At 51.0% G+C, this 24434-nt stretch carries 23 protein-coding genes and 2 tRNA genes; 23 read left to right on the top strand and 2 right to left on the bottom strand.

Annotation, left to right across the window (positions count from 1 at the left end; genetic code table 11):
• Positions 1–29: 29 nt before the first annotated feature.
• From sufC to ACTQZS_RS00440, 6 genes are read left to right on the top strand one after another with little or no spacing between them, the layout of a single operon-like run.
• Complete coding sequence (sufC, locus tag ACTQZS_RS00465; protein WP_441474080.1) at positions 30–791, top strand: Fe-S cluster assembly ATPase SufC; 762 nt, start codon at positions 30–32, stop codon at positions 789–791.
• Between the two features lie 9 nt (positions 792–800).
• Positions 801–2213, top strand: a complete 1413-nt coding sequence (gene sufB / locus ACTQZS_RS00460; protein WP_441474079.1) for a Fe-S cluster assembly protein SufB — start codon at positions 801–803, stop codon at positions 2211–2213.
• A gap of 10 nt (positions 2214–2223) precedes the next feature.
• The gene (locus tag ACTQZS_RS00455; protein ID WP_441474078.1) at positions 2224–3300 is read left to right on the top strand and encodes a SufB/SufD family protein; all 1077 of its coding nucleotides are present in this window, start codon (positions 2224–2226) and stop codon (positions 3298–3300) included.
• The gene (locus ACTQZS_RS00450; protein WP_441474077.1) at positions 3287–4522 is read left to right on the top strand and encodes an aminotransferase class V-fold PLP-dependent enzyme; all 1236 of its coding nucleotides are present in this window, start codon (positions 3287–3289) and stop codon (positions 4520–4522) included. Before ACTQZS_RS00455 ends, ACTQZS_RS00450 begins: the two co-directional genes overlap by 14 nt.
• Complete coding sequence (gene sufU, locus ACTQZS_RS00445) at positions 4512–5003, top strand: Fe-S cluster assembly sulfur transfer protein SufU (protein ID WP_441474076.1); 492 nt, start codon at positions 4512–4514, stop codon at positions 5001–5003. The genes ACTQZS_RS00450 and sufU overlap by 11 nt, the downstream gene beginning before the upstream one ends.
• A 12-nt stretch (positions 5004–5015) precedes the next feature.
• Positions 5016–5483: a DUF1934 domain-containing protein gene (locus ACTQZS_RS00440; RefSeq protein WP_441474075.1), complete on the top strand. Its 468-nt coding sequence runs from the start codon at positions 5016–5018 to the stop codon at positions 5481–5483.
• Positions 5484–5626: 143 nt separating this feature from the next.
• On the opposite strand, the gene ACTQZS_RS00435 is transcribed toward ACTQZS_RS00440, so the two are convergent.
• A complete protein-coding gene (locus ACTQZS_RS00435) occupies positions 5627–6097 on the bottom strand; it encodes a hypothetical protein (RefSeq protein ID WP_441474074.1) in 471 nt (156 codons plus the stop codon).
• A gap of 497 nt (positions 6098–6594) precedes the next feature.
• Here ACTQZS_RS00435 and ACTQZS_RS00430 point away from each other — a divergent pair, with 497 nt between their 5' ends.
• The 6 genes from ACTQZS_RS00430 to ACTQZS_RS00405 all read left to right on the top strand — a co-directional run bounded on the left by ACTQZS_RS00430 (position 6595) and on the right by ACTQZS_RS00405 (position 14524).
• Positions 6595–8349 carry a hypothetical protein gene (locus ACTQZS_RS00430; protein WP_441474073.1) on the top strand — a complete coding sequence of 585 codons (1755 nt, stop codon included), beginning with the start codon at positions 6595–6597 and terminating at the stop codon, positions 8347–8349.
• A 251-nt stretch (positions 8350–8600) separates the two neighbouring features.
• The gene (tig, locus tag ACTQZS_RS00425) at positions 8601–9839 is read left to right on the top strand and encodes a trigger factor (RefSeq protein ID WP_441474072.1); all 1239 of its coding nucleotides are present in this window, start codon (positions 8601–8603) and stop codon (positions 9837–9839) included.
• On the top strand, positions 9832–10830 hold the full coding sequence (locus ACTQZS_RS00420; protein ID WP_441474071.1) for a sigma-70 domain-containing protein: 999 nt from the start codon (positions 9832–9834) through the stop codon (positions 10828–10830). The genes tig and ACTQZS_RS00420 overlap by 8 nt, the downstream gene beginning before the upstream one ends.
• Positions 10831–11305: 475 nt before the next feature.
• Complete coding sequence (cysK, locus tag ACTQZS_RS00415) at positions 11306–12238, top strand: cysteine synthase A (protein ID WP_441098864.1); 933 nt, start codon at positions 11306–11308, stop codon at positions 12236–12238.
• A 208-nt stretch (positions 12239–12446) separates the two neighbouring features.
• Positions 12447–13748: an O-acetylhomoserine aminocarboxypropyltransferase/cysteine synthase family protein gene (locus ACTQZS_RS00410; RefSeq protein WP_441098863.1), complete on the top strand. Its 1302-nt coding sequence runs from the start codon at positions 12447–12449 to the stop codon at positions 13746–13748.
• 341 nt (positions 13749–14089) lie between these two features.
• A complete protein-coding gene (locus tag ACTQZS_RS00405) occupies positions 14090–14524 on the top strand; it encodes an RrF2 family transcriptional regulator (protein ID WP_441098861.1) in 435 nt (144 codons plus the stop codon).
• A 79-nt stretch (positions 14525–14603) separates the two neighbouring features.
• Here ACTQZS_RS00405 and ACTQZS_RS00400 read toward each other — a convergent pair whose 3' ends face one another.
• Positions 14604–15428: an HAD-IIA family hydrolase gene (locus ACTQZS_RS00400; protein ID WP_441098860.1), complete on the bottom strand. Its 825-nt coding sequence runs from the start codon at positions 15426–15428 to the stop codon at positions 14604–14606.
• Between the two features lie 365 nt (positions 15429–15793).
• Between ACTQZS_RS00400 and ACTQZS_RS00395 the strand changes: the two genes are divergently transcribed.
• From ACTQZS_RS00395 to purB, 11 genes are all read left to right on the top strand, one after another.
• A tRNA-Gly gene (locus ACTQZS_RS00395) sits at positions 15794–15864 on the top strand.
• A gap of 42 nt (positions 15865–15906) precedes the next feature.
• Positions 15907–15978: transfer RNA gene (locus ACTQZS_RS00390), tRNA-Gly, on the top strand.
• A 152-nt stretch (positions 15979–16130) separates the two neighbouring features.
• A complete protein-coding gene (locus ACTQZS_RS00385) occupies positions 16131–16301 on the top strand; it encodes a hypothetical protein (RefSeq protein WP_441098859.1) in 171 nt (56 codons plus the stop codon).
• The gene (locus ACTQZS_RS00380) at positions 16301–16879 is read left to right on the top strand and encodes a hypothetical protein (protein WP_441474070.1); all 579 of its coding nucleotides are present in this window, start codon (positions 16301–16303) and stop codon (positions 16877–16879) included. Before ACTQZS_RS00385 ends, ACTQZS_RS00380 begins: the two co-directional genes overlap by 1 nt.
• Before the next feature lie 165 nt (positions 16880–17044).
• Positions 17045–17512 (top strand): Lrp/AsnC family transcriptional regulator, encoded by a 468-nt coding sequence (locus tag ACTQZS_RS00375; protein WP_441474069.1) that lies wholly within the window; start codon positions 17045–17047, stop codon positions 17510–17512.
• Positions 17513–17684: 172 nt separating this feature from the next.
• A complete protein-coding gene (alr, locus tag ACTQZS_RS00370; protein ID WP_441474068.1) occupies positions 17685–18833 on the top strand; it encodes an alanine racemase in 1149 nt (382 codons plus the stop codon).
• A gap of 178 nt (positions 18834–19011) precedes the next feature.
• On the top strand, positions 19012–19782 hold the full coding sequence (locus ACTQZS_RS00365) for a formate/nitrite transporter family protein (RefSeq protein WP_441474067.1): 771 nt from the start codon (positions 19012–19014) through the stop codon (positions 19780–19782).
• Positions 19783–19987: 205 nt separating this feature from the next.
• The gene (locus tag ACTQZS_RS00360) at positions 19988–20854 is read left to right on the top strand and encodes a transporter substrate-binding domain-containing protein (protein WP_441474066.1); all 867 of its coding nucleotides are present in this window, start codon (positions 19988–19990) and stop codon (positions 20852–20854) included.
• Between the two features lie 171 nt (positions 20855–21025).
• Complete coding sequence (locus ACTQZS_RS00355) at positions 21026–21682, top strand: amino acid ABC transporter permease (RefSeq protein WP_441098853.1); 657 nt, start codon at positions 21026–21028, stop codon at positions 21680–21682.
• 241 nt (positions 21683–21923) lie between these two features.
• On the top strand, positions 21924–22694 hold the full coding sequence (locus ACTQZS_RS00350) for an amino acid ABC transporter ATP-binding protein (RefSeq protein ID WP_441474065.1): 771 nt from the start codon (positions 21924–21926) through the stop codon (positions 22692–22694).
• Between the two features lie 285 nt (positions 22695–22979).
• A complete protein-coding gene (gene purB, locus ACTQZS_RS00345; protein WP_441474064.1) occupies positions 22980–24416 on the top strand; it encodes an adenylosuccinate lyase in 1437 nt (478 codons plus the stop codon).
• The last annotated feature ends 18 nt before the right edge of the window (positions 24417–24434 follow it).

The following is a 24434-nucleotide window of genomic DNA, read 5'->3' as shown; positions in this document are numbered from 1 at the left end:
TTTACGGACAGTGATATCAGGAGGATGTTATGGCAGATATTTTATTACAGGTGAAGGACCTGTCAGTCAGTGTAGAGGACAAGGATATCCTGAAGGGATTAAACCTTGAGGTGAGAAAGGGAGAGACCCACGTTCTGATGGGACCGAACGGAGCGGGCAAATCCACACTCGGAAATGCGCTGATGGGCAATCCGAACTACATCGTCAAAAGCGGCGATATTATTTTTAACGGCAAGAGCATTCTGGATGAGCCGGTGAATCAGAGAGCAAAGGACGGCCTGTTCATGTCCTTCCAGAACCCGCTTGAGGTTCCCGGAATTTCTCTTTCGAACTTTATCCGCAACGCGTTGGAGAACCGGACAGGCGAGAGAATCCGTCTCTGGGATTTCCGCAAGAAGATTGCGGCGGCAATGGATGTTCTGCAGATGGACCACTCCTACGCGGAGCGTGATCTGAACGTTGGCTTCTCCGGCGGCGAGAAGAAAAAGGCAGAGATTCTTCAGCTGCTCATGCTGAATCCTTCTCTTGCGATCCTTGATGAAACCGATTCCGGTCTGGATGTCGACGCCGTGCGCACCGTATCCAAGGGAGTTGAGGAGTATCAGAAGAACAGAGACGGAGCGCTGATCATCATCACACACAGCACTCGTATCCTGGAGTCGCTTCATGTGGATGCCACACATGTCCTCGTAGACGGCACGATCGTTGAGAACGGCGACGCGTCACTCGTAGATGAGATCAATGAGAACGGATTTGAGCGATTCATTAAGGAAGAAAACGGAGAGGCATAAGGAGATCATATGGCAAAGGAAAAGACATACGTCGAGGATATAGACCGGAGTATGTACGACTTCCGAAATGAGGAAAAAGATGAGTTCCGAATCGAGGAAGGCCTGACTCCGGATATTATCCTTGAGATTTCAAAAGAAAAAAATGATCCGGAATGGATGAGGGAGTTCCGTCTGAAATCTCTGGATATCTACAACAAAAAGCAGGTTCCGGACTGGGGACCGTCCATTGAAGGCCTGGATATGGACAACATTGTTACTTATGTGCGTCCGAATTCCAAGCGTATGGCAAAAGACTGGAACGATGTTCCGGATGAGATCAAGGACACATTTGAACGTCTCGGAATTCCGCAGGCGGAGAGAAAATCTCTTGCGGGCGTGGGCGCGCAGTATGATTCCGAGCTTGTATATCACAACGTAAAGGACGAGGTGGCGGCACAGGGCGTCATCTACACGGATATTGAAAGTGCGCTCCGCGGAGAATACGCGGATATGATCCGGAGCCATTTCATGAAGCTGGTACCTCCGACCGATCATAAATTCGCGGCTCTTCACGGTGCCGTATGGTCGGGCGGATCCTTTGTGTACGTTCCGAAGGGGGTTCATGTGGACATTCCGCTGCAGTCCTACTTCCGTCTGAACGCCAAGGGCGCGGGACAGTTTGAGCATACGCTGATCATCGTGGATGACGATGCATACCTGCATTTCATCGAGGGCTGCTCGGCTCCGAAGTATAATGTGGCAAACCTCCACGCGGGCTGCGTCGAGCTTTACGTAGGAAGAAATTCGACACTTCGCTACTCCACGATCGAGAACTGGTCAAAGAACATGTACAACCTGAACACAAAGCGTGCGCGGGTTGAAGAGGGCGGAAAGGTAGAATGGATTTCCGGTTCCTTCGGCTCACACGTATCCTATCTGTATCCGATGAGCATTCTGGCCGGAAGAGGCGCACGGGCGGAATTCACAGGCGTGACCTTTGCGGGAAAGGGACAGAATCTTGACACCGGATGCAAGATGGTGCACAGCGCACCGGATACTTCCTCCTATGTCAGCACCAGATCCATCTCGAAGGACGGAGGTATCAGCACCTTCCGCAGCTCCGTTGTGGTCAACAGTCAGGCGAAGAACAGTAAGTCATCGGTGTCCTGCCAGTCTCTGATGCTTGATGCCGAGTCCAGATCAGATACGATTCCGGCAATGGATATCCGGACACAGCAGGCAGATATCGGACATGAGGCAAAGATCGGCCGTATCAGCGATGACGCGGTGTTCTATCTGATGAGCAGAGGACTGTCCGAGGAGGATGCCCGCGCGCTGATCGTCAGCGGATTCGCGGACAATGTAGGCAAAGAGCTTCCTCTTGAGTACGCGGTTGAGATGAATAATCTGATCCGTCTCGAGATGAAGGGCAGTATAGGTTAAGGAGGCAGATATGGGAGAAAACGGAAATATTAAAATCAACCGGCTGCCGGCTATTACCTGGTACTGGCTGAATATGAATGAGGCAAGTGTCGGAACAAAATTTTCCGGCGCGGCTGTGGCTGACGCGGAGGTTCCGGAGGGTATACAGACCCGTGAGTCAGAGAAAAGTCTGTTTCCGGAGCAGCCAACCGGAGCGGGAAAGGCATTTACAGAGGCAGTAGAAGCATCCGCGCAGGGCGTACAGGTGTATGCCGCGCCGGCGGGCACGAAGACGGTGGAGCCTCTTCGCCTGAAGTATACCTATCAGGACGGTGACAGAAGGGTGAACGCGGTGAACCTTGTGGCCGAGAAGAACAGCGAACTCACCGTTGTGATGGACTATACCGCTGTTCCGGACGCTTCCGGTGCCGCGGCGGTTCAGACAAAATTTTCTGCCGGCGAGAATTCAGTTCTCCGCCTGGTGCAGATCGTCCGGGTCGGTCAGAATTTCAGCTTTATCAATGATCTCGGAGGAAAAACAGGAGACAACGCAAGGGTTGAGGTTATTCACCTCGTGCTTTCCGGAAAAGAAGTCTATCAGGGCTACCAGATCGATCTGGCCGGTTACCATAGCAGCCTGAAGACAGATATCGCCTATCAGGTCGCTGGGAACGGTCATCTCGACATGAACTACTTCGCAAATCACATCGCCAGAAAGACTGAGTGCGAGATTAATGTCAACGGTGTTCTGCGCGACAAGGCCTCGAAGATTCTGCGTGCCACGATCGATCTCAAGCGGGGCGCTGTGGGCGCGGTCGGAAATGAGAAAGAGGATGTTCTTCTGATGGATGAGGGCGTCAGAAACCAGACGATACCGCTGATCCTGTGTACAGAGGAGGACGTGGTTGGAAATCACGGAGCCACGATCGGAAGACTGGATGAGAGCCTCATGTTCTATCTCGAGTCGAGAGGACTGGACAGAGAAGAAATTTATGAAATGATGGCCAAGGCCAGAATTGACGCCACGGTGCGGATGATCCCGGATGAGAAGACAAAAGAGGACATCAATGAGTTTCTGGGAGGAGGCCTGGAGAATGACGAAGACTGAACGCAGGGAGGAGGATGAGCGGATCCGCAGGGATTTTCCGCTTCTGAATCCCGGTGAGGCATATCTGGATAATGCGGCGACAACCCAGAAACCACAGGCTGTTCTGGATGCGGTTACAGAGTACTATCGGAAATCAAACGCAAATCCGCTCAGAGGACTGTATGCACTGAGCGTAGAGGCAACCAGGGAATACGAGGATGCGCGGGAGGCGGTCCGCTCGTTCATCAACGCGAAGAGTACGGAAGAAATTATTTTTACCAGAAACGCGACGGAGAGTCTGAATCTGATCGGCTATGCGTGGACGGAGGATCATCTGAGCGCTGGAGACGAGATACTGATCACCGTTATGGAACATCACAGTGATATGCTTCCGTGGCAGCAGGCCGCAAGAAGAACCGGCGCGGTTCTGAGATATCTGGAACCTTTAGAGGACGGCACCATCACGGAGGAGATGTTCCGCAAGGCTCTGACGCCAAGGACCAGACTCGTGTGCATGACGCAGATTTCCAATGTGCTCGGCTGCAGAAACGATGTGAAGACATTTGCGTCCATCGCTCACGAGCAGGGAGCGGTGTTTGTATGTGACGGCGCACAGAGCGTGCCCCACATTCCGGTGGACGTGCAGGACCTGGATGTCGATTTTCTGGCATTCTCCGGTCACAAGATGCTTGCGCCGATGGGAATCGGCGTGCTGTACGGCAGGAAGGAGATTCTGGAGAAGATGCAACCCTTCCTGTTCGGAGGAGAGATGATCGAGTACGTCACCCGCGAGGGCGCGACCTACGCGGAGCTGCCGCACAAGTTCGAGGCAGGAACCGTAAACGCCGGAGGCGCTGTCGGCCTTCACGCGGCGATCGATTACTACAACAGGATCGGGTTTGACCGCATCATGGAGCGGGAGGAATACCTGACCCGATACACCATGGAACGGATGAGAGAAAATCCGTATATTACAATTCTCGGGTCGGAGGATCCGAAGAACCATCACGGCATCATCACCTTCAAGGTCGAGGGAGTTCATCCTCATGACATTGCGGCAATTCTGGACAGTCTTCATGTGGATGTCCGGGCAGGCCACCACTGCGCGCAGCCGCTTCTGAAGTTCCTTGGCATCCCGTCCACCACGAGAGCCAGCTTCTGCTTCTACAATACGGAGGAAGAGGCAGACAGACTGATCGATGCTTTGAATTCGGTGAGGAAGGAAATGGGCTATGCAGAATAATACATTTTATAATGAGATTCTGACCGATCATAATCTTCACCCGGCGCACAAGCATGAGCTTGAGGACGCGGATTATGAACTGGAGGGTGTGAACCCGAGCTGTGGGGATGATATCGTCCTGAAGCTGAAGATTAAAGACGGAAAAATTACAGACGGGGCGTATGTCGGAGATGGCTGTGCCATCTCACAGGCTTCCGCGGATATGATGCTGGATCTGATCATCGGAAAAACTATTGAGGAGGCAAGACATCTCTCTGACATTTTCCTTCGAATGATCAAAGGAAAAATTACGGATGAGGAAAGAGACGAGCTCGAGGAGGCCGGCGTTCTTCAGGATATTTCACACATGCCTGCCCGTGTAAAGTGTGCCGTCCTCGGATGGCATACGATGGATGAGATTTTCGATGATCCGGAGAAGGCGAAGAAGAACTTTACGTCGATTAAGGGACCGTCCGATTCCTCGAACATCTGTCATATGTAACCGGTACAGAAAATGGATAAAAATGTCATTGTCTCATTAAAGGGTTTTCAATATGTCCGGTCAGACGATGAGAACAAACCGGTGGAGATTATGATGCCCGGAGTGTACTACCATAAGAACGGTCAGCATTATGTCGTGTTTGATGAGGTTGAGGAAGGGTTATCCGGAAAGACGCACAGTGTCCTGAAATTTACAGAGGACAGGCTTCTCGTCCGCAGAAGCGGGACGATCGAGGTAGAAATGCTCTTTGAGAAGGAGAAGAGAACATGTGCGTCCTATCATACACCTTTCGGGATGATGAATCTGCAGATCGCCGCAACATCGTTCCGGCTGGAGGAAGAGGAAAACCGCATCGATTACCGAGTGGGCTACGCGCTTACCGTGGAAGACGATGTAACCGCGGACTGTGAGGTTGAGATTCGCATTGAGTCAAGACACGGCGGGGAGTTCCATCTGACTGACAGCCAGAGTGAACGGTGAAAACGCGAAAAACGTTTTATAATAGGATCAGGCTTAAGGCCTGCATAATGCATAACAAAGAGAAAGAGGTCAGAATCTCAGAATTCTGACCTCTTTTCATAATGACCGCTGAATGCGGATCAGATTGGGAAGATGCGAAAACGTTACTCCTCGCCGCGTCCCTTGCGGAGCAGCTGTTCCATTTTGCTTTCTTTCTTTTTCTTGCCGGCATTATCAAGCTTGCCGCGAATTGCGCGGACATCTGTTATGTACAGGCCGGAAATCGTAGCCTTGACTTCCTTCTTCAGGGGAATGACGTCAAATACGTTCTTGTCGCAGATGAAAGAAGAAACCATGGCACCTCTTCCGGTATTGACTCTGGCCTTTACGACAGGAAATTTACGACCGCGGAGCATTTTCGGGGTCTGCTGCAGGACAATATCCGGAAAACCGGCATCCTTCAGTTTTACCTTTTTCTTGTCAATAACCAGCATTGTGACATTTTGCTTTTGCGCATCGATCTGCTCCTGCTGTTCCGCCTGCTTCTTCTCGGCGCGTTTACCCAGAAAATACAGGATGGCAATCACAGCGGCGGCGATCGCAATTACGATGATCAGAACTACCCACCAGCGCATGTCCTCATACCTCCTACCTTTATGTTGAAAATATCTATCCTATTCTAGCATTCCTGCGGGCAAAAGGCAATCGGAACCATTCATGGTGCGTCCGAAATCTTTGTCGGATCTGTATGACATATCCGCCGGATTATTATCCGGAAAGCAGGGAGGAGACGGCGGATCTTGCGCGCTTTCAGCTGTGCGTGTAAACAGCCAGTTGTTTTCCGGCAGACAAGGCGAAGACAGCGGATAAAGAGCGCTGCCATCAGCGCGTGAGGAGGTGTTCCGGAGCGCGGATATTGCGAAGAACGCATATTTGCGTTATGATTTACGCGAACAGTGAGCCGCAGCCGAATGCGAAGTATTCGTGTGCGGCGAGCGTCGCGATATCGAGATAAAACTCGCGCAGCGTGTTTTATCTCGATATTCACACGGTCGGCCAGTCCGGCAAGGTATGATGAGGTTAATTTACGAGATGTATTCGCAGGAAGAGAGATGCCTGCAGGGGGTATCCGTTGACTGATAACAAGAACAGGCGGAGAAATTCAAGCGGAGACAGCAGAAAAGCTGACGGAAAGAATTCCGGTATGCAGGAACTGAGAACAGGTGATGAGCAGAAACCGGAACAGGATGAGGAGCGGCTGGCAAGAGAGAGAGCACGAAGGAGACGAAGGCGGCAGGAGATGGCGCGCAGGCGTCGTAAACGCCGCAGAATCATCCGAATGGTTCGGATTTTTCTGTGTATCGTGGCAGCTGTACTGGGCTTTGCCGGCGTGATGGCTGTTGTCGGAAAATACAGGCGGGACAAGGCTAAGACAGAATCGGATGCTGCCGCGGCGAAAGCGACGGCCCAGACAATGGATACCTATCCGGGATCCGAGGTGCTGAATCTTACGTTTCCGGTTCTGACGCTGGATGAGGCTGCAACTTCCGGGACATCGCAGTCCGGATCGGCGGATCAGGACGAAACATCAGATCAGAACCGTGCAGCGGATCAGGATGACAGCTCGGATCCGGGCGGGACGTCAGAAGACAATGACACATCGGATCAGAACGGCACAGCAGATCAGGAGGACGGCACAGAGGATGCAGATTCTGCGGATGAAAGCATTGCAGAGAGTTCGTCGTCGGGAACCGACGGAGTTTCTGTTCTGACGGTTACGGAGTTCAAGGAGATCCTTCAGGATTTGTATCGCCGAAACTATGTCCTGGTCGATCCTGAAAGCATTGCCGACAGCGGAGACGGCACGATGAAGGAAGGAAAGGTATCGGTTCCTATCGGGAAAAAACCACTGACCATCACGGAAACAGGTGCCGGTTATACGCCGGGTTATGACGGACATGCAGACAGCCTGACGCAGAAGGAGGATGGAAGTCTGACAAATACCTATACCGATTCGGACGGGAAGGTTCAGACGGGAGATGTCGATGTCATCACCTGCCTTGACGCTTTTATCAGGGAACACCCTGATTTTTCCAGTCAAGATGCCCGCGGTGTCATCGCTGTGACCGGGCAGAACGGGATGTTCGGATATGCTCTTGAGGTGAGCGGAAGTCAGGCAGGAAAGCTGAGCGCGGACGCGGTCCGTGAGGTGCAGGAAAACGAAGCGCGTTATTCCGGATCCGATACGGGAGATACCGGAACAGGCAGCACGGGAAGTGCAGACGCTGGAACAGAAGGTACAGGAACAGAAAGTATGGAATCAGGCGCTTTCTCAGGAACTGACGGCTCCGGGACAAATCTGATTCAGCCGGGAAACGTCGGAGATGATTCGGAGGAATCATCGGGGACAGAAAGCGTCTCTGCGGACAGTACTGAGAATGCGGACAACCCGGGAAGTGCAGGAGGCGTGACTTCTGAAATCACAGAAACACAGGTGGAACAGAATAAGGAAACGCTTTCTTCTTTGATCAAGGCGCTACGGAATGAAGGCTGGTGCCTGGCAAGCGGTACTTATGCGGATATCAGCTATGCCGGTGATTATGAACTGATAAAGGCGGATGCGGACAACTGGGAGGAGAAGATCGGAAGCCTTCTCGGGAATACTGACATTCTGGTTCTTCCTCATGGGGGAGATATCGGAAGCTGGAGCGGTTATTCAGACGGTGATTCGCGGTACGAATATCTGAAGAGCCTGGGTTTCCGGTATTTTATGACAGAAAATGATCAGGAGCTGACATGGATTCAGACGGGGAAGGATTATGTACGAATCGGGATGCATACGATTTATACTGCCGACGTCTACCAGACTGTTATGAATCTGCAATAGGGGCAGTGTCCGGTGCATGAGCGGTTTTCCGGCAGCAGGGCAAGAGACTGTAGTGAGTATGGAGCAGAGTGCAGTGCCCGGTGCATGAGCCGTTTTCCGGCAGCAGGACAAGAGTCTGCCGTGAATATGAAACAGATAAACGTGCCCTGGATGCAGGGCATCACAGATCGGATACTTCGCCAGTGGAAGACAACATCGGCTACAGACAAAGGACAATACTCTGCGGGCGCAGTTTTACAGGATGAATCATTATGAAAAGAAAAATATTAATAACGGCGATGTGCCTCATGGTAACGTTGTCTGCCGCGGGATGCGGAGCATCTGGCGGAAAAAACACTGTACAGGAAACGTCACAGGAAACATCATCGGACACGTCGGTGATCTCGTCCGGGTCTGACGGAGCAGAGGCGGCTTTATCCGCGTCTTCCTCCTCGGGAAGCCTTACGGATCAGATTCTCGCCGCTCCGGTCAGGGACGGGGATTTCAAGATCGCAGACGCGATTACGCTGGGCAATTATAAGAAACTGAACCTCACGAAGGAGATTCAGACCGTGACAGATCATGATATCACTTCCTATATTGAATCACAGATGACACCGGAGGAGGTGACAGACAAGAACGCAGCAGCGGCATTGGGAGATACCGTAGATATTGCCTATGAGGGGAAAATTGACGGGAAGGCTTTCGATGGCGGATCCAGTGACAGCTATGACCTTACCCTCGGATCCGGAAGCTTTATTGAGGGATTTGAAGACGGCGTGGTAGGAATGAAGAAAGGAGAAACGAAGGATCTGAAGCTTCGTTTTCCAGATAATTACTATTCCTCCGATCTTGCCGGAAAGGATGTCGTTTTTACTGTTACGGTAAATGCCATCAAAAGGATACCGGAGCTGACGGATGACTGGGTAAAGGATTATACAAATAATTCGATCTCTGATGTTGCGGATTACAGGGAGTCTGTCAGGAAATCTCTGACACAGCAGGAAGAGGAAAAAGCAGAGTCCGAGCTTCAGGGAGAGGCGTGGAATCAGGTGCAGCAGGCCAGTGTCTATCATTTCCTGCCAAAGGAATATGTAAAGAACGGGGAAGAATCATTCGAAGCCAATATCAAGTCAGAGGCGGAGAAATACGGTCTCTCGCTGGATGAATATATAGAGCAGTCCGGGATCGACCAGGATACCTACAGCAAACAGAAAGAACAGAATGGGAAGTATGCGGCCGCAAGTAAACTAATGCTGGGTGCTCTGGTGAAGGCGGAGAAGCTTTCGGAGAATAGTCCGGCCTACCAGAAGGAACTGCAGAAGGCGGCAGATCTCTACGGCGTTTCTTCTGATGATCTGATCAGCAAAAACGGGAAGGATAACGTTTATAACTATGTTATGACAAATGTTGTGCTGGACCGGATTATCGGCTATGCTCGTGTAAAGGAAAAGAAGGTATCATCAGCTGAAAATACAGATCAGGATTTGACAGGTGATTACAATGGATAAGGATAGAAACATGAAGCCGGAGGAATTCCGGAAGAAGCTGCAGAGGATTCTTCAGAATGCCAACGATCTCGGGGGACATATAGCAAAAAATGATGTAAGTAAGTTTTTTGAGGAGGACGGTCTATCTGCGGAACAGATGAACCTGGTGTATGATTTCCTGTTGTCAAAGAAAATCATTGTGGAAGGTATTGACAGGAAATTGCCATTGGAAGCGACAGGGGGATCAAATGAAGCGGCGGAGCCGGAGGCTTCCGATGATGAAAATGACGGCTATCTCTGGACGGACGAGGATCAGGCATGGCTGGAGGATTATGCCGAAGAGCTGAGCGGGATTCGCGCGGAAGAGGACGGAGAATGGGAGCGCCTGGCGGAGGAATGCAAGAACGGAAGCACGGCGGCAAAGCGAAGGATCTCGGAGCTCCTTCTTCCGGAGGTTGTCGAGACGGCAAAGCAGATGTATGAGCCCGGTGTGCACCTCTCAGATATGATACAGGAAGGAAGCCTGAATCTGGTTCTGTATCTGGACGGGCTGGATCCCTCTGAGCTGACGGATCGTGAGAACGTGAGGCGGAAGCTTATGACAGAGGTCCGCGAGGGAATTCTGGCGATGCTGGAGGAGCAGCGGGACATCCATACACGGGATGAACGGATGGTGGAAAGAGTCGAGGATTTGAAGAGGAGTATCACGGCTCTGAAGGAACAGCTCGGCAGAAAGGTCTATGTCGATGAGTTGGCGGAGTATATGAATATTTCAGAAGATGAAGTGGAGGACATCCTCCGCCTGGCGGGAGAAAATATTCCGGAAGACGGGGGAGAACAGGGAGGGCCGGTCTCCGGTGCGGTTTCCGGAGAAGACGCGGGCGGAGCACCGTTTTCTGCGGAAACAGACAAAACCATGAAAAACGGCGCTTCTTACCGGACTTCCGGGGTTCCTGACCGGAAGGGGAGGAAGACTTTTTATAATCCGGCCGGGCGCATCCGCCGGAGATGAGAATATAAAATCCAGGGTGAGATTTTTACAAGAGTATAGTTTGCCAATTGAAAAAATACAGCTGTGAGAGTATATAATGAGAGAAGTTACAGCCGGAGCAGACGTATGTCAGGGAGACACGCCTGCTCCGGCATATTTTTTTTAAAACTTCTAATTTCCTATTGACAAACAGGACATTAATCCCTATAATCCTATATATCAGCTAGGAAATACGAGATATAGGAGGTAACAAAGATATGAATCACCAGTTGAACAACCTTCCGGCTGTGAACGGAGACATGCGATGTTGTTGCCTCCGGTCGACAGAATAATACAGCAGAAGAGAACAGAGAAGTGAACGGCAGACAAAGCCGGTGAGACAACGGTTAAGTGATGCAGGGCTTCCAGTAATGACGGATGAGCAGAACTTATCACAGAAGGAACACAAACGGAACAATCATGAGATCCTCGGCAGAGGAAGAAAAGGAGATTTGAAATGGCTAATATTTACAAGAACGCAACAGAACTGATCGGCAAGACACCGCTGGTAGAGCTTACAAGCTTTGAAAAGGAGTACAACCTCGACGCGAGACTGCTGGTAAAGCTTGAGTACTTCAACCCGGCGGGAAGCGTCAAGGACAGAATCGCAAAATATATGATCGAGGATGCCGAGAAGTCCGGAAAGCTTCAGCCGGGCGGGACCATCGTAGAGCCGACCTCCGGAAACACCGGAATCGGTCTTGCGTCCGTAGCTGCTTCAAAGGGCTATAAGGTTATCCTGACAATGCCGGAGACCATGAGCGTCGAGCGACGCAATATCCTGAAAGCATACGGCGCACAGCTTGTTCTTACAGACGGAAGCAAGGGCATGACCGGTGCAATCGCAAAGGCAAAAGAGATTGTGGAAGCAACACCGGGAGCGGTTCTTACCGGACAGTTTGACAATCCGGCGAACCCGAAGGCTCATTATGAGACGACCGGCCCGGAGATCTGGAACGATACCGACGGAGAGGTAGACTACTTCCTGGCAGGCATCGGAACAGGCGGAACCCTTACCGGAACAGGCAAATATCTTAAGGAGCAGAAGCCCGACGTTAAAGTGATCGCCATCGAGCCGACAACATCACCGGTTCTTACGGAGGGCCATGGCGGACCGCATAAGATTCAGGGTATCGGCGCGGGATTTGTTCCGAGCATTCTGGATCAGAAGGTTTATGACGAGGTTATCACTGTCGATAACGAGGTTCCCTTCCAGACCGCAAAGGAACTGGCACATAAGGAGGGAATTCTGGTTGGAATTTCTTCCGGCGCGGCACTCTGGGCAGCTCTTCAGGTAGCAAAACGTCCGGAAGCCAAGGGCAAGACAATCGTAGCGCTTCTCCCGGACAGTGGTGACAGATATTATTCAACCGCACTGTTTGAGAATTAATTAAGAAATATAACGCAGACGAGAAAAACACGACAGCCGGCGGCATGAGCGCAGAGATAGAATGTGTGACAGCCGGCGGCAGGAGTGCAGCGATGAAATGTGCGACAGCCGGCGGCAGGAGTGCAGAGATGGAATGTGCGACAGCCGGCGGTGCAGAATTTGAGACACGGAGATTTTACCGATCAATCTGAATGACAGGAGAAAAAATATGAGCGAATTAGCAGATAGAAAGCTTCACTTCGAGACACTTGCCCTTCATGTAGGACAGGAGCAGGCAGATCCTTACACTGATTCCAGAGCAGTTCCGATTTATCAGACATCGTCCTTTGTATTCCGCAACAGTGATCATGCAGAGGCAAGATTTGCGCTGAAGGACGCCGGCAATATCTACGGAAGACTGACAAACCCGACAGAGGATATTTTTGAGAGACGTATTGCAGCTCTTGAGGGCGGAGTTGCGGCACTTGCCGTTGCATCCGGCGCAGCTGCTGTGACATACGCATTCCAGGCAGTCGCAAAGGCGGGCGATCACATTGTCTCCGCGAAGAATATTTACGGCGGCACCTATAACTTCCTTGCACACACATTTGTTGATTATGGTGTTACCACTACATTTGTAGATCCCTTTGATCTGAAGGCTGCGGAAGCGGCAATCAAAGAAAACACCAAGGCGCTCTACATCGAGACGCTCGGAAATCCGAACGGCGAAGTAGTGGATATTGAGGCATGGGCAAATATTGCTCATAAGCATGGCCTTCCGCTGATCATTGATAATACTTTTGCAACACCTTATCTGATTCGTCCGATCGAGTATGGCGCTGATATCGTTGTTCATTCCGCGACAAAGTTCATCGGAGGACATGGAACCACCATCGGCGGCGTTATCATCGACGCAGGAAAATTTGACTATAATTCTCCAAAGTGGCCGTGGCTGTCCACTCCGAACCAGTCCTATCATGGTCTCACCTTTGCCAAGGATACGGCTCCGGCGACAATTGCGACTTATATCCGCGCAATTATCCTTCGTGATGAGGGAGCTACGCTTTCACCGTTCCACGCATGGATTTTCCTGCAGGGCCTTGAGACGCTGAGCCTTCGTGTGGAGCGTCAGGTTGAGAACACAAAGAAGGTTATTGAATATCTGCAGACAAAACCGGAAGTGGAATCCATCAGCCATCCGGCTGCATCCAAGGATCCCGCACAGCAGGCACTTTACAAGAAGTATCTTCCGAACGGCGGCGGCTCGATTTTCACCTTTGATCTGAAGGGCGATGAGAGACATGCCAAGGATTTCATCGATCATCTGAAGCTGTTCAGTCTCCTGGCGAATGTAGCGGATGTAAAATCTCTGGTTATTCATCCGGCATCCACCACTCATTCTGAAGATAACGACGAAGAGCTTGCAGATCAGGGCATCAAGAAGAATACGATCCGCCTGTCCATCGGTACAGAGCATATCGATGATATCATTGCAGATCTTGAAGAGGCATTTCAGGCTGTAAAGCAGTAAGGAAAAAGCAAACGCAGAAGAAAGAATGTCAGCCGGAGCTGTTGCGGCTGACATTTTTACTTACGCGAACAGTGAGCCGCAGCCGAATGCGAAGTATTCGTGTGCGGCGAGCGTCGCGATAGCGAGATAAAACTCGCACAGCGTGTTTTATCTCGTTACTCGAATAGGAAGTGAGGCGCGGCTGCTTACACGAAGAGCAGCCGGGCGGTGCAGGCAGCGCAGGCAGAAGATGTGAACGGCTGCTGCTGTGTGGACGACGAGCAGACAGTTGAGTCGGGGCTGTGCACCGCTGAATCAGACGATGGACTGTCAGGTGTGCCTGGTATGATGGAGGGAATGAAATGAAAATATCTACAAAGGGAAGATACGCTCTGCGCATGATGCTGGATATTGCACAGCATGATACGGGAGAACCGGTGAGAATCAAGGATATTTCCGCCAGACAGGATATCTCGCTGAAATATCTGGAACAGATCGTATCTGTATTGGTGCGCGCGAACTATCTGCGCAGCATCCGCGGCCCGCAGGGCGGCTACCGGCTGACGAAGAGACCGGAGGAATATGTGGTAGGTGATATTCTCCGCCTGACGGAGGGAAGTCTCTCACCGGTGGAGTGTCTGTCGACAGATCGTAATGACTGTCCGCGCGCAGACAGTTGTGTGACACTGCGGATCTGGAAAGAACTGGATGAAGCGATCAGGAGTGTCGTGGACAAGTATACCCTTGAGGACCTCCTGAACTGGAGCGAACAGACGGTGAATAATTTCGTGATCTGAGAAGAGCAGCTGTGTTGTCTGCGCGTGTTACGGAATAAGATTACGGAAAAAATCGCATTCATGAGACTGACATGACGTGTCAGGTGGCCGAAGGCGCATCCGGAGTGCTGTGCTCTGCCGAAGCTGCTGCGCGGGCGGGAATGTCTCCGACTCCGCTGAGAACCGCGGACGGACGATAACCGTACATCCGGAGCGTGTCCGGGGTGGAAATGCCGGAAAGAACCAGAACGGTGGACATACCGCTCTCCAGGCCGGAGATGATATCGGTATCCATGCGGTCACCGATCATGACGGCATCCGCGGAATGACAGTTCAGCATGCGCAGACCGGTGCGCATCATCAGGGGATTCGGCTTGCCGCAGAAATACGCCTTGACACCCGTAGCAATTTCAATCGGTGAAATAAGTGCGCCGCAGGCAGGAGCAATTCCATTCTCAATGGGACCGCTGACGTCGGCGCATGCCCCGATCAGCTTGGCGCCGCCGAGAACCAGGTTGCAGGCCTTGGTCAGAGAATCAAGGGAATAATTGCGTCCTTCACCGACGACCACATAATCGGGATCCACATCATTCATCACGATGCCGGCGTCGTACAGAGCGTTCAGAAGACCGGCTTCGCCGATCACATAGGCGGAGCAGCCGGGCGCCTGATCCTGAAGAAAAGCTGCAGTCGCCTGCGCGCTGGTATAGAAGTGCTCCTCGCCGACTTCAAGACCCATGCGGGCCATTTTTTGCTGCAGACCCTTCGGTGTCAGATTGGAGTTGTTGGTCAGAAAGAGAAATTTCTTGTCATTGTCCTTCAGCCAGTTGAGAAATTCCGGTACGCCCGGCAGGATCTCGTTTCCGTGATAGATTACGCCGTCCATATCGGAGATAAAACCATGTATATTGTTGAAATCAATCATTTTTCATATTCCTCCCGTTCGAAATATTACGTAGATGGACTTTGCTGCAGTGCAGAACAGGTGGAGCCGTATCTGCAGCCGGGGGGTCATCGCCGTTCCGCCTGCCATGGAAACAGAAAAGAACAGGTGAAGCCGCGGCTGGAGTTCTCCATATCTCTCTATCTTAATCCCGCGGCAGGAATCTGTCCATGAGGTTCCTGCGCGTTTTTACATACAGTTCATGAGGCGGAAAATTTCAAAAAGTGAAGTGGAAAAGGTGAAGTGAAATTTCAAAAAGTGATTGACAGCCTGGAAACTGTGTTATATAATCTAACACGTTGACACGGAAAGACAGATCGGATCTGATCCGTCAAAACCATAGCGATGCAGGTGTAGTTCAATGGTAGAACACCAGCCTTCCAAGCTGGATACGTGGGTTCGATTCCCATCACCTGCTTGAACAGAGGAATATCATTCATTTCTGTTCTTAATTGAATATGCGCGAGTGGCTCAGGGGTGGAGTACAACCTTGCCAAGGTTGGGGTCGCGGGTTCGAATCCCGTCTCGCGCTGATTATACCGGAAACCAGATCAAAGGTTTCCGGTTTTTTTTATTGTTTTGAGATTTGTACGTCATCTGCTTTCACTTTTTTTGTATTTGTATTAAGATAGAGACGTAACGTTTGGCGTTCGGATTTGTGTTACACGGAGAAAGGAGATCTATATGGCAGTATTGGACGGATGTGAAGGAGCTAAGAAGACACCTGTATTACAGGAGGTCAAGTGCCCGGTATGCGGCGAGACCGTAGAGGTTTTCACGAAGGAGAGTATTCTCGCGGCAGACTCCAAGTGCGAGAAATGCGGGTATGTGTTTAAGGCCGGAGAGCATATCTGATGACCGGTCCGATCTCTGAAATTATGTCAGGGCTCACGGAAGCCCTGGCCGTCGGCAGCCTGATCCTGGGGATTCTTCAATGTTTCTTCGGCTTCAGGCTGCTTCGGTTCTGGATCTCTGTGACGGGATTTCTTCTCGGCCTGTACCTGGGCAGGACGATCTCCTCGAAATTCATTTCCGAACCGCGGTATGCACCATGGCTGATCGGCGTTGTCTGCGGATTTCTGCTGTGCTTTTTTGCGTACAGAATTTATCTGTCCGGAGTATTCATTTTCTGTGGCCTTCTGGCGGCATCTGTGATCGGTATGATTCCGTTTCCTGAGGGACGCGCGTGGAAAGTAGTGCTGTATATTCTGATGGCCGGTGGATTTGTGCTGGCAGGTGTGCTGGCAGTGAAGTTCTCACGGCCGGCCGTGATCTTTATTACCGCCGGGGCAGGAGCCGCCGTATCCGTACATGCGCTTGCGCTGATGAAAACGAACCTTTCGGGGAACCCGGATCTTCAGAAGCTGGTCATTGCGGTCCTGTTTGCGGCCGGTGCGGCGGTGCAGTTTCTGACAAGCAGAAGGAACGCCTGAAGTCTGAGCACGCCGGTATTCTCTGCCCTTTGCCGTGCCGAAAGCGGTGGCAAGGGCTGGAATGAAGTGATATTTTCTGCTTGCACATGAAAATTTATCGTGTATACTTTATTTTTGCAGAATAATTTTGGATTTCTGCAAAAATATGATGCGAGGCAATGTTATATGGATCAGATTGACTATAAGATCTTAAAGGCGCTGCAGGAAAATGCAAGAGAGACCGCGTCCAATATTTCCAAGCAGATTCATCTGTCTGTTTCTGCTGTGATCGAGCGTATCCACAAGCTGGAGGAGAACCATGTGATCGATAAATATACGATCATCGTCGATGAGAAGCAGGTCGGAAATCTGATGACGGCTTTAATGGAGGTCGCTCTTGAAAAACCGATGTATTATGACGGTTTCGCGGATGCAATCCAGGAGATGGACAGCGTTGTTTCCTGCTACTATGTGACAGGAAGTATGGATCTGCTTCTCAAGATCGCGTGCAACTCACCGGAGGAGCTTGACCAGATCCACCGAAAGATCATGGAGCTTCCGGGAATCAAGGACACAAGGACGCACGTGGTTCTGAAGAATGTGAAAAATGTATACTCGGCGATCCGCAAGCCGAAAAACCCTGAGAAAAAGTAGAGAAGAAAGCGGCAAAAAAAGAAGCAACAAAAAGAAGAAGCAACAAAAAGAAGAAGTAACAGCAAGAAGCAATAATGCAAAAAAAAGAAGTAAAAAAGAAGCAAGCGAAATAACAAGAGAAATGCAGGGTAATTGCGGAAAGAGATTAAAGTAACCGAAAGAAGGAACAGTCATGGATAAGTATCTGAGAACGTATGCGGAGGTTTCTCTCCCGGCTATTCATCACAATGTTGAGGAAGCCAGGAAACGGATTCTGCCGGGGACGAAGATCCTGGCGGTGGTTAAGGCCGATGCTTACGGACACGGTGCCGTGCGGGTCGCAGAGTCGCTTGAGGATATTGCGGACTTTTTTGCTGTCGCGACACTTGAGGAAGGAGTGGAGCTGCGGGAGCATAATATTGTGCGTCCTGTGCTGATTCTGGGATATACCTCACCGAGACAGTACAGTGAGATGATTGCATGGGACATACGCCCAAGCATATATAATTATGAAGATGCCCGGAAGCTGAATGAGGATGCGGTTCGGGAAGGGAAAAAGGCACGGATTCATATCGCGCTTGACACGGGAATGACAAGGATCGGATTTCAGGTCACAGAGGAGGCCGCGGATGAGATACTGAGGATATCCGAGCTCCCGAACGTGGAGATCGAAGGTCTATTTACGCATCTGTCCTGCGCGGATATGACAGATAAAACATACTGTGAGGAACAGTTCGGGAAGTATGACGCAATGCTCTCAATGCTCGCAGAGAGAGGGGTCAGCATTCCGATCCGGCACGTCTGCAACAGCGCCGCGATTATGGAGTACGAGCCGGACGATCCGCACCGTTTTGAGATGGTGCGTTCAGGAATTATCACGTATGGAATCTATCCGTCGGAGGAAGTAAGAAAGGACAGACTCGATCTGATTCCTGCGCTTGCGTGGAGGGCGCATGTCATTCATGTGAAGGATGTCGGACCTGGTATGGGAGTCAGCTATGGAGCAACTTATGTTACCAGCCGTCCGGTAACCAGAATTGCGACCGTATCAGTGGGATACGCCGACGGATACCCGAGAGCACTTTCCTCTAAGGGCAGAGTTCTGATTCACGGAAAGTCCGCACCGATTCTCGGGCGCGTGTGTATGGATCAGATGATGGTCGATGTGACGGATATTCCGGATGTCAGGGTGGAGGACATTGTCACACTGGTCGGACATGACGGAGAGGGTTATATCCCGATAGAGGAGATCGCGGATCCCGCGGCCAGCTTCAATTATGAGATGCTCTGTCATATATCACCAAGAGTTTATCGCGTTTATACTAAGAAATTGTGCATTTAAGCACAAATATTTAGGGAGCGGGTTGGAAAACACGCGCAGAACTTTGTGCAGAAAACTCGCAAGAAAAAGATGCAAAATTCTGTGAATTCAGATAAAGTATAGATGGAACATGAAAAAGGATGTTCTGAGTGAAACGGCTTCAATATTTCATCAACTATTTAGAGGAGGAGATTGCTGGATGTTTGGTCAGGAATATGATGCTTTATCGAATGGCGCAGTCGCGAAAAGAAATCTGCTTCAGAAGAACCCGCTGGGTTATCTGCTGCTGAGCGCACTTGCGGGAATGTATATCGGATTTGGAAACCTGCTCACAAATGTGGAGGGAGGGCTTCTGAACGGAGCTCCTTATACGAAGATCGTCATGGGCGTATCCTTCGGAGTAGCTCTGAGTCTTGTAGTTATGGCTGGCGCCGAGCTTTTTACCGGAAACAATCTGGTAATGATGAGCGGTGTGCTTAAGAAGAAAATAGGAATCGGCGATGCCTGCAAGGTGTGGGTTGTCTGCTGGATCGGCAATCTTCTTGGCGCGATTGTACTCGCTCTTCTGTTCCATTTTTCCGGAATGAATACGGAGGCGGTTTCTACATTTCTTGCCACAGGTGCGGCGGCAAAGATGAGCGCTCCGTTTGTGCAGCTGCTGATGCGTGGTATCCTCTGCAATATTCTTGTCTGCCTCGCAACCTGGTGCGGCGTGAAATTAAAGAATGAAGCAGCGAAGCTGATTATGGTCTGGTGGTGCCTGTTCGCGTTTGTTACCTGCGGATTCGAGCACAGCATCGCAAATATGACACAGCTCACGGTAGCGCTTTTGGATCCGGCGGGACAGGCGGTCACCATCGGAGGATATTTCTATAATCTGATCACGGTCACAATCGGCAATATGATCGGCGGAATCCTTTTCGTCGCGATTCCTTACTTCATTGCACAGATCAGGGACCAGGCTGCGTAAGAGAACTCGGAGCATGGTGTTTCACTGCATATGGTTAATCCCCGGCGGGGCATAAGCCTGCCGGGGATTTTTCAGGTTTTTCTTGACACCGATTTCCTGCCTATGATACCATAGCCGTGCGCAAGTGATTTTATCGTGGTAAAGTTAGAACGTGTTGATACGACACGGTTATGATAGCCGCGGATCAGGAAAGGGAGAATTACATATGAAAAAGAAAATCATCAGCGGTGTACTGGCTGCTTCTATGGTACTGGCTATGGCAGGATGCGGAAGCACGGCTTCGGATACAGGGGCATCCGCGGCGGCTTCTTCGCAGGCAGTGACAGCTGCTTCATCCAGCGCATCCGGATCATCGTCCGGGAGTGATGTGGATTATATCAAGAACAAGGGAAGCCTTATTGTAGGAATTACCGATTTTGCGCCGATGGATTATAAGGAAGACGGATCAGATGAGTGGATCGGCTTTGACGCGGACCTTGCCCGTGAAGTCGGAAAGGATCTTGGCGTTGAGGTAAAGTTCGTCGAGATTGACTGGGACAACAAGATCCTGGAGCTTGACAACAAGAGCATCGATGTAGTCTGGAATGGCATGACGCTTACCGATGAGGTCACAAAGTCAATGGCCTGCACGAACGCATACCTGAACAATGCGCAGGTTGTGGTTGTTCCGGAGGACAAGGCGGATAAGTACCAGACCGTTGATTCCCTGAAGGATCTTTCCTTTGCGGTTGAGGCCGGTTCTGCGGGTGAGGAAGCGGCAAAGGAGAACAAGCTGAATTACACTTCCATGTCATCGCAGGCAGATACCCTGATGGAGGTATCCGCAGGAACCTCTGATGCCAGCATTATTGATCTGCTGATGGCGGGTGCGATGATCGGAAAGGGAACCAGCTATGAGAAGCTGACCCATACGGTTGAACTTACAACCGAGGAGTATGGCGTCGGATGCCGCAAGGGCTCTGATCTGGCTGATTATATCAACCAAGAATTTGTGAAGCTCTACCAGGACGGAACAATGAAGACAATCGCCGAGAAATACGGCGTACAGGATGCTCTTGTGGAGCAGAAATGATCCGGAACAGATCCGGTTCCATATAAGTGATGACTGCCCCGCTGACAGTGGGGCATGAAGGTTTATCGGACTGTCACATGAACAGGGGCGTCTGCCGCCGGTATTGACCGGCGGAGCGGCGCCGGTTTGTGTGACAGTTTTGAGTGTATAAAAGAATTCGAGGGCATATTTATGTTTGCTGAAGTTACATTATCCCTGCTCGAGGGCTTCCTCATGACGCTGAAGCTGTTCGCGCTGACACTGGTTTTTTCGCTTCCGCTCGGACTGTTCATCAGTTTCGGATCCATGAGCAAGGTAAAAGTGATCAACATACCAATTAATTTCCTGATCTGGATCGTCCGCGGAACTCCGCTTCTGCTGCAGCTTCTGATTATATATTATGGCCCCGGAATTATTATGCAGAAAAACATCTGGGGAGCCGGAGACGGAGGAAGATTTATCGCGGCGCTCGTTGCCTTTGTCATCAACTATGCCTGCTATTTTTCCGTGATTTACAGGGGCGGGATTCAGGCAATCCCGGTCGGTCAGTATGAGGCCGGTGAAGTGCTCGGAATGACCAGGGGACAGATTTTCCGAAAAATTGTACTTCTGCAGGTTGTGAAGCGGATTGTTCCGCCGATATCCAATGAGATCATCACACTGGTCAAGGATACTTCTCTGGCGAGGGTTATCGCGGTCTATGAAGTAATCTGGGCAGGGCAGGCATACATTAAAAGCGCGGGAATCATCTGGCCGCTGTTTTATACCGGAGCATTCTATTTGATTTTCAGCGCACTGCTGACATGGCTCTTCCATTATATAGAGAAAAGACTCAGCTATTTCCGCTGACAGGCCAGCAATACAGCAGATTCCGCTGGCAGAGCGGGAATAAAGTAGTCTCCGCTGGCAGAGCGGGAATGCAGTAGTTTCTGTTGGCAGAGCGGGAATACAGTAGTTTCCGCTGACAGAGTGCGAATATAGTGGCTTTGTGTTTGCCGGCCGGGAATGGAGCGGTGACCGGCGATGTGTGCAGGAGTCTGGTGAGCCTGCAGGCGTATAAGGACAAATATCAGTAAAGGAGTAGGAGAAGATGGCTCTACTGGAGGTTAGCAATATACAGAAAAGCTTCGGGGACACCGAGGTTCTCCGGGACATCAGTTTTTCGATGGAGAAGGGGCAGGCGCTGTCAATCATCGGTTCTTCCGGAAGCGGTAAAACCACATTGCTGCGCTGCCTGAATTTCCTTGAAAAACCGGACAGAGGCAGGATACAGATCCGTGATGAGATTCTGTTTGACGGAGAGAACAGAAAAAAGGCATCGGAAGAGGAAATCCGGAAGAAAAGGCTTCATTTCGGCCTGGTGTTTCAGTCCTTCAATCTGTTTCCGCAGTACACAGCACTGGAGAATATTATGCTTGCGCCCAAGCTGGATGCGCAGGCGCATCACAGGACTGACAACGGAGAGATTGAGGCGAGGGCGAGGGAACTTCTGGAACAGATGGGACTGTCCAACCGAAGCGACAACTATCCGCATCAGCTTTCCGGAGGACAGCAGCAGAGGGTGGCGATTGCGAGAGCACTTGCTCTTCAACCGGATATTCTCTGCTTCGATGAGCCGACATCGGCGCTTGATCCGGAGCTTACCGGAGAGGTGCTCCGGGTAATCCGCGAGCTGGCAGATAACCATACGACGATGATCATTGTGACACATGAGATGAAATTCGCCCATGATGTGGCGGATCAGGTGATTTTCATGGATAACGGCATTATCCTGGAAAAGGGAACACCGGAAGATGTGTTTGAGCATCCCGCGCACGAGAGAACAAAGCAGTTCCTTGCCGGATATAGCAATCCGCAGTAACAGCACCAGAACGGATCCGGAGGATGCCGCACGGTATGGGATCTGTGCAGGCATCTGTGCATCTGTACAGGCACGCATATTTCAGGGTCTGGCAGGTTGCTTTTAAATTATGAATGCTTTATAATTATAGCGCAATTGTGCCCGGAATTTCCGGCGCCGGTTGCGCTGTTGCTTTTCAAAGAGAAATGCCGTGAGGGATATGTTCCTGATGGCGTTGATGAAAGCAGCAGAAATAAAGGAATCACTTACAGTCACGCGGAAGTGACAGGAAGGAAGCAGAATCTTATGAGCACAACAGACCGTTACAGCAGCCCGCTTTCCGAGCGTTATGCAAGCAAAGAGATGCAGTACATTTTTTCCCAGGATTTCAAGTTCTCGACCTGGAGAAGACTGTGGATTGCTCTGGCAGAGACAGAGAAAGAGCTCGGACTTCCGATTACCCAGGAACAGATCGATGAGATGAAGGAGCATGTCACGGACATCAATTATGATGTGGCAAGAGCGCGCGAGAAGGAAGTGCGTCACGATGTAATGTCTCATGTATATGCCTACGGTGTTCAGTGCCCGAAAGCGAAGGGAATCATTCACCTCGGCGCAACCTCCTGTTACGTCGGTGACAATACAGATATCATCATTATGAGTGAGGCGCTGAAGCTGATCCGCAGAAAGCTTGTCAACGTAATCAATGAGCTTGCGAAGTTTGCGGACAAGGAGAAAAATCAGCCGTGCCTCGCATTTACACATTTTCAGCCGGCACAGCCGACCACGCTCGGCAAGCGTGCCACCCTGTGGCTCAATGAGTTTGTGATGGATCTGGAGGATCTGGAATACGTACAGAGCACCCTGAAGCTTCTGGGCTCCAAGGGAACTACAGGTACGCAGGCAAGCTTCCTGGAGCTGTTCAACGGTGATCAGGAGAAGTGTGACAGGCTGGACCCGATGATCGCGGAGAAGATGGGCTTCACTTCCTGCTATCCGGTATCCGGACAGACCTACTCGAGAAAGGTCGATACCAGGGTGTGCAATGTTCTGGCGGGCATCGCGGCAAGCGCGCACAAGTTCTCCAATGACATTCGCCTTCTGCAGCACCTGAAAGAGGTTGAGGAGCCATTCGAGAAGAGCCAGATCGGATCATCCGCCATGGCCTATAAGAGAAATCCGATGAGAGATGAGAGAATCGCGTCTCTGTCGAGATATGTGATGATTGATGCGCTGAACCCGGCAATGACGTCTGCGGAACAGTGGTTTGAGAGAACGCTCGATGATTCTGCCAATAAGAGAATCTCCATTGCCGAGGGATTTCTGGCGACGGACGGTATTCTGGATCTGATGATGAATGTGGTGGACGGACTCGTCGTTTACCCGAAGGTTATCGAGAAGCATCTGATGGCTGAGCTTCCGTTTATGGCGACGGAAAACATCATGATGGATGCGACGAAGGCCGGCGGAGATCGTCAGGAGCTTCATGAGAGGATCCGTGAGCTTTCCATGGAGGCCGGAAAGACGGTCAAGGTGGAGGGAAAGGATAACGATCTGCTGGAGAGAATCGCGAAGGATCCGACCTTCCATCTGTCCCTTGAGGATCTGCAGAAGTCTATGGACCCGAAGAAGTACGTGGGACGCGCGCCATATCAGGTAGACAAATATCTGAACGAGGTGGTTTATCCGATTCTGAAGGAGAGAAAGGATCTGCTCGGTATGAAGGCGGAGATCAACGTCTGACATAGGGCACAAGTACCG

The organism is Bilifractor sp. LCP19S3_H10 (genome assembly GCF_052119185.1).
Classification (GTDB): Bacteria; Bacillota; Clostridia; order Lachnospirales; family Lachnospiraceae; genus Bilifractor.
This window is presented reverse-complemented; position numbering and strand designations above follow the sequence as displayed.

Bases quoted from the DNA above. Each gene is read 5' to 3' on its own strand.
- sufC (WP_441474080.1), top strand. From the start codon at position 30: ATGGCAGATATTTTATTACAGGTGAAGGACCTGTCAGTCAGTGTAGAG.
- sufB (WP_441474079.1), top strand. From the start codon at position 801: ATGGCAAAGGAAAAGACATACGTCGAGGATATAGACCGGAGTATGTAC.
- ACTQZS_RS00455 (WP_441474078.1), top strand. From the start codon at position 2,224: ATGGGAGAAAACGGAAATATTAAAATCAACCGGCTGCCGGCTATTACC.
- ACTQZS_RS00450 (WP_441474077.1), top strand. From the start codon at position 3,287: ATGACGAAGACTGAACGCAGGGAGGAGGATGAGCGGATCCGCAGGGAT.
- sufU (WP_441474076.1), top strand. From the start codon at position 4,512: ATGCAGAATAATACATTTTATAATGAGATTCTGACCGATCATAATCTT.
- ACTQZS_RS00440 (WP_441474075.1), top strand. From the start codon at position 5,016: ATGGATAAAAATGTCATTGTCTCATTAAAGGGTTTTCAATATGTCCGG.
- ACTQZS_RS00435 (WP_441474074.1), bottom strand. From the start codon at position 6,097: ATGCGCTGGTGGGTAGTTCTGATCATCGTAATTGCGATCGCCGCCGCT.
- tig (WP_441474072.1), top strand. From the start codon at position 8,601: ATGAAAAGAAAAATATTAATAACGGCGATGTGCCTCATGGTAACGTTG.
- ACTQZS_RS00420 (WP_441474071.1), top strand. From the start codon at position 9,832: ATGGATAAGGATAGAAACATGAAGCCGGAGGAATTCCGGAAGAAGCTG.
- cysK (WP_441098864.1), top strand. From the start codon at position 11,306: ATGGCTAATATTTACAAGAACGCAACAGAACTGATCGGCAAGACACCG.
- ACTQZS_RS00410 (WP_441098863.1), top strand. From the start codon at position 12,447: ATGAGCGAATTAGCAGATAGAAAGCTTCACTTCGAGACACTTGCCCTT.
- ACTQZS_RS00405 (WP_441098861.1), top strand. From the start codon at position 14,090: ATGAAAATATCTACAAAGGGAAGATACGCTCTGCGCATGATGCTGGAT.
- ACTQZS_RS00400 (WP_441098860.1), bottom strand. From the start codon at position 15,428: ATGATTGATTTCAACAATATACATGGTTTTATCTCCGATATGGACGGC.
- ACTQZS_RS00385 (WP_441098859.1), top strand. From the start codon at position 16,131: ATGGCAGTATTGGACGGATGTGAAGGAGCTAAGAAGACACCTGTATTA.
- ACTQZS_RS00380 (WP_441474070.1), top strand. From the start codon at position 16,301: ATGACCGGTCCGATCTCTGAAATTATGTCAGGGCTCACGGAAGCCCTG.
- ACTQZS_RS00375 (WP_441474069.1), top strand. From the start codon at position 17,045: ATGGATCAGATTGACTATAAGATCTTAAAGGCGCTGCAGGAAAATGCA.
- alr (WP_441474068.1), top strand. From the start codon at position 17,685: ATGGATAAGTATCTGAGAACGTATGCGGAGGTTTCTCTCCCGGCTATT.
- ACTQZS_RS00365 (WP_441474067.1), top strand. From the start codon at position 19,012: ATGTTTGGTCAGGAATATGATGCTTTATCGAATGGCGCAGTCGCGAAA.
- ACTQZS_RS00360 (WP_441474066.1), top strand. From the start codon at position 19,988: ATGAAAAAGAAAATCATCAGCGGTGTACTGGCTGCTTCTATGGTACTG.
- ACTQZS_RS00355 (WP_441098853.1), top strand. From the start codon at position 21,026: ATGTTTGCTGAAGTTACATTATCCCTGCTCGAGGGCTTCCTCATGACG.
- ACTQZS_RS00350 (WP_441474065.1), top strand. From the start codon at position 21,924: ATGGCTCTACTGGAGGTTAGCAATATACAGAAAAGCTTCGGGGACACC.
- purB (WP_441474064.1), top strand. From the start codon at position 22,980: ATGAGCACAACAGACCGTTACAGCAGCCCGCTTTCCGAGCGTTATGCA.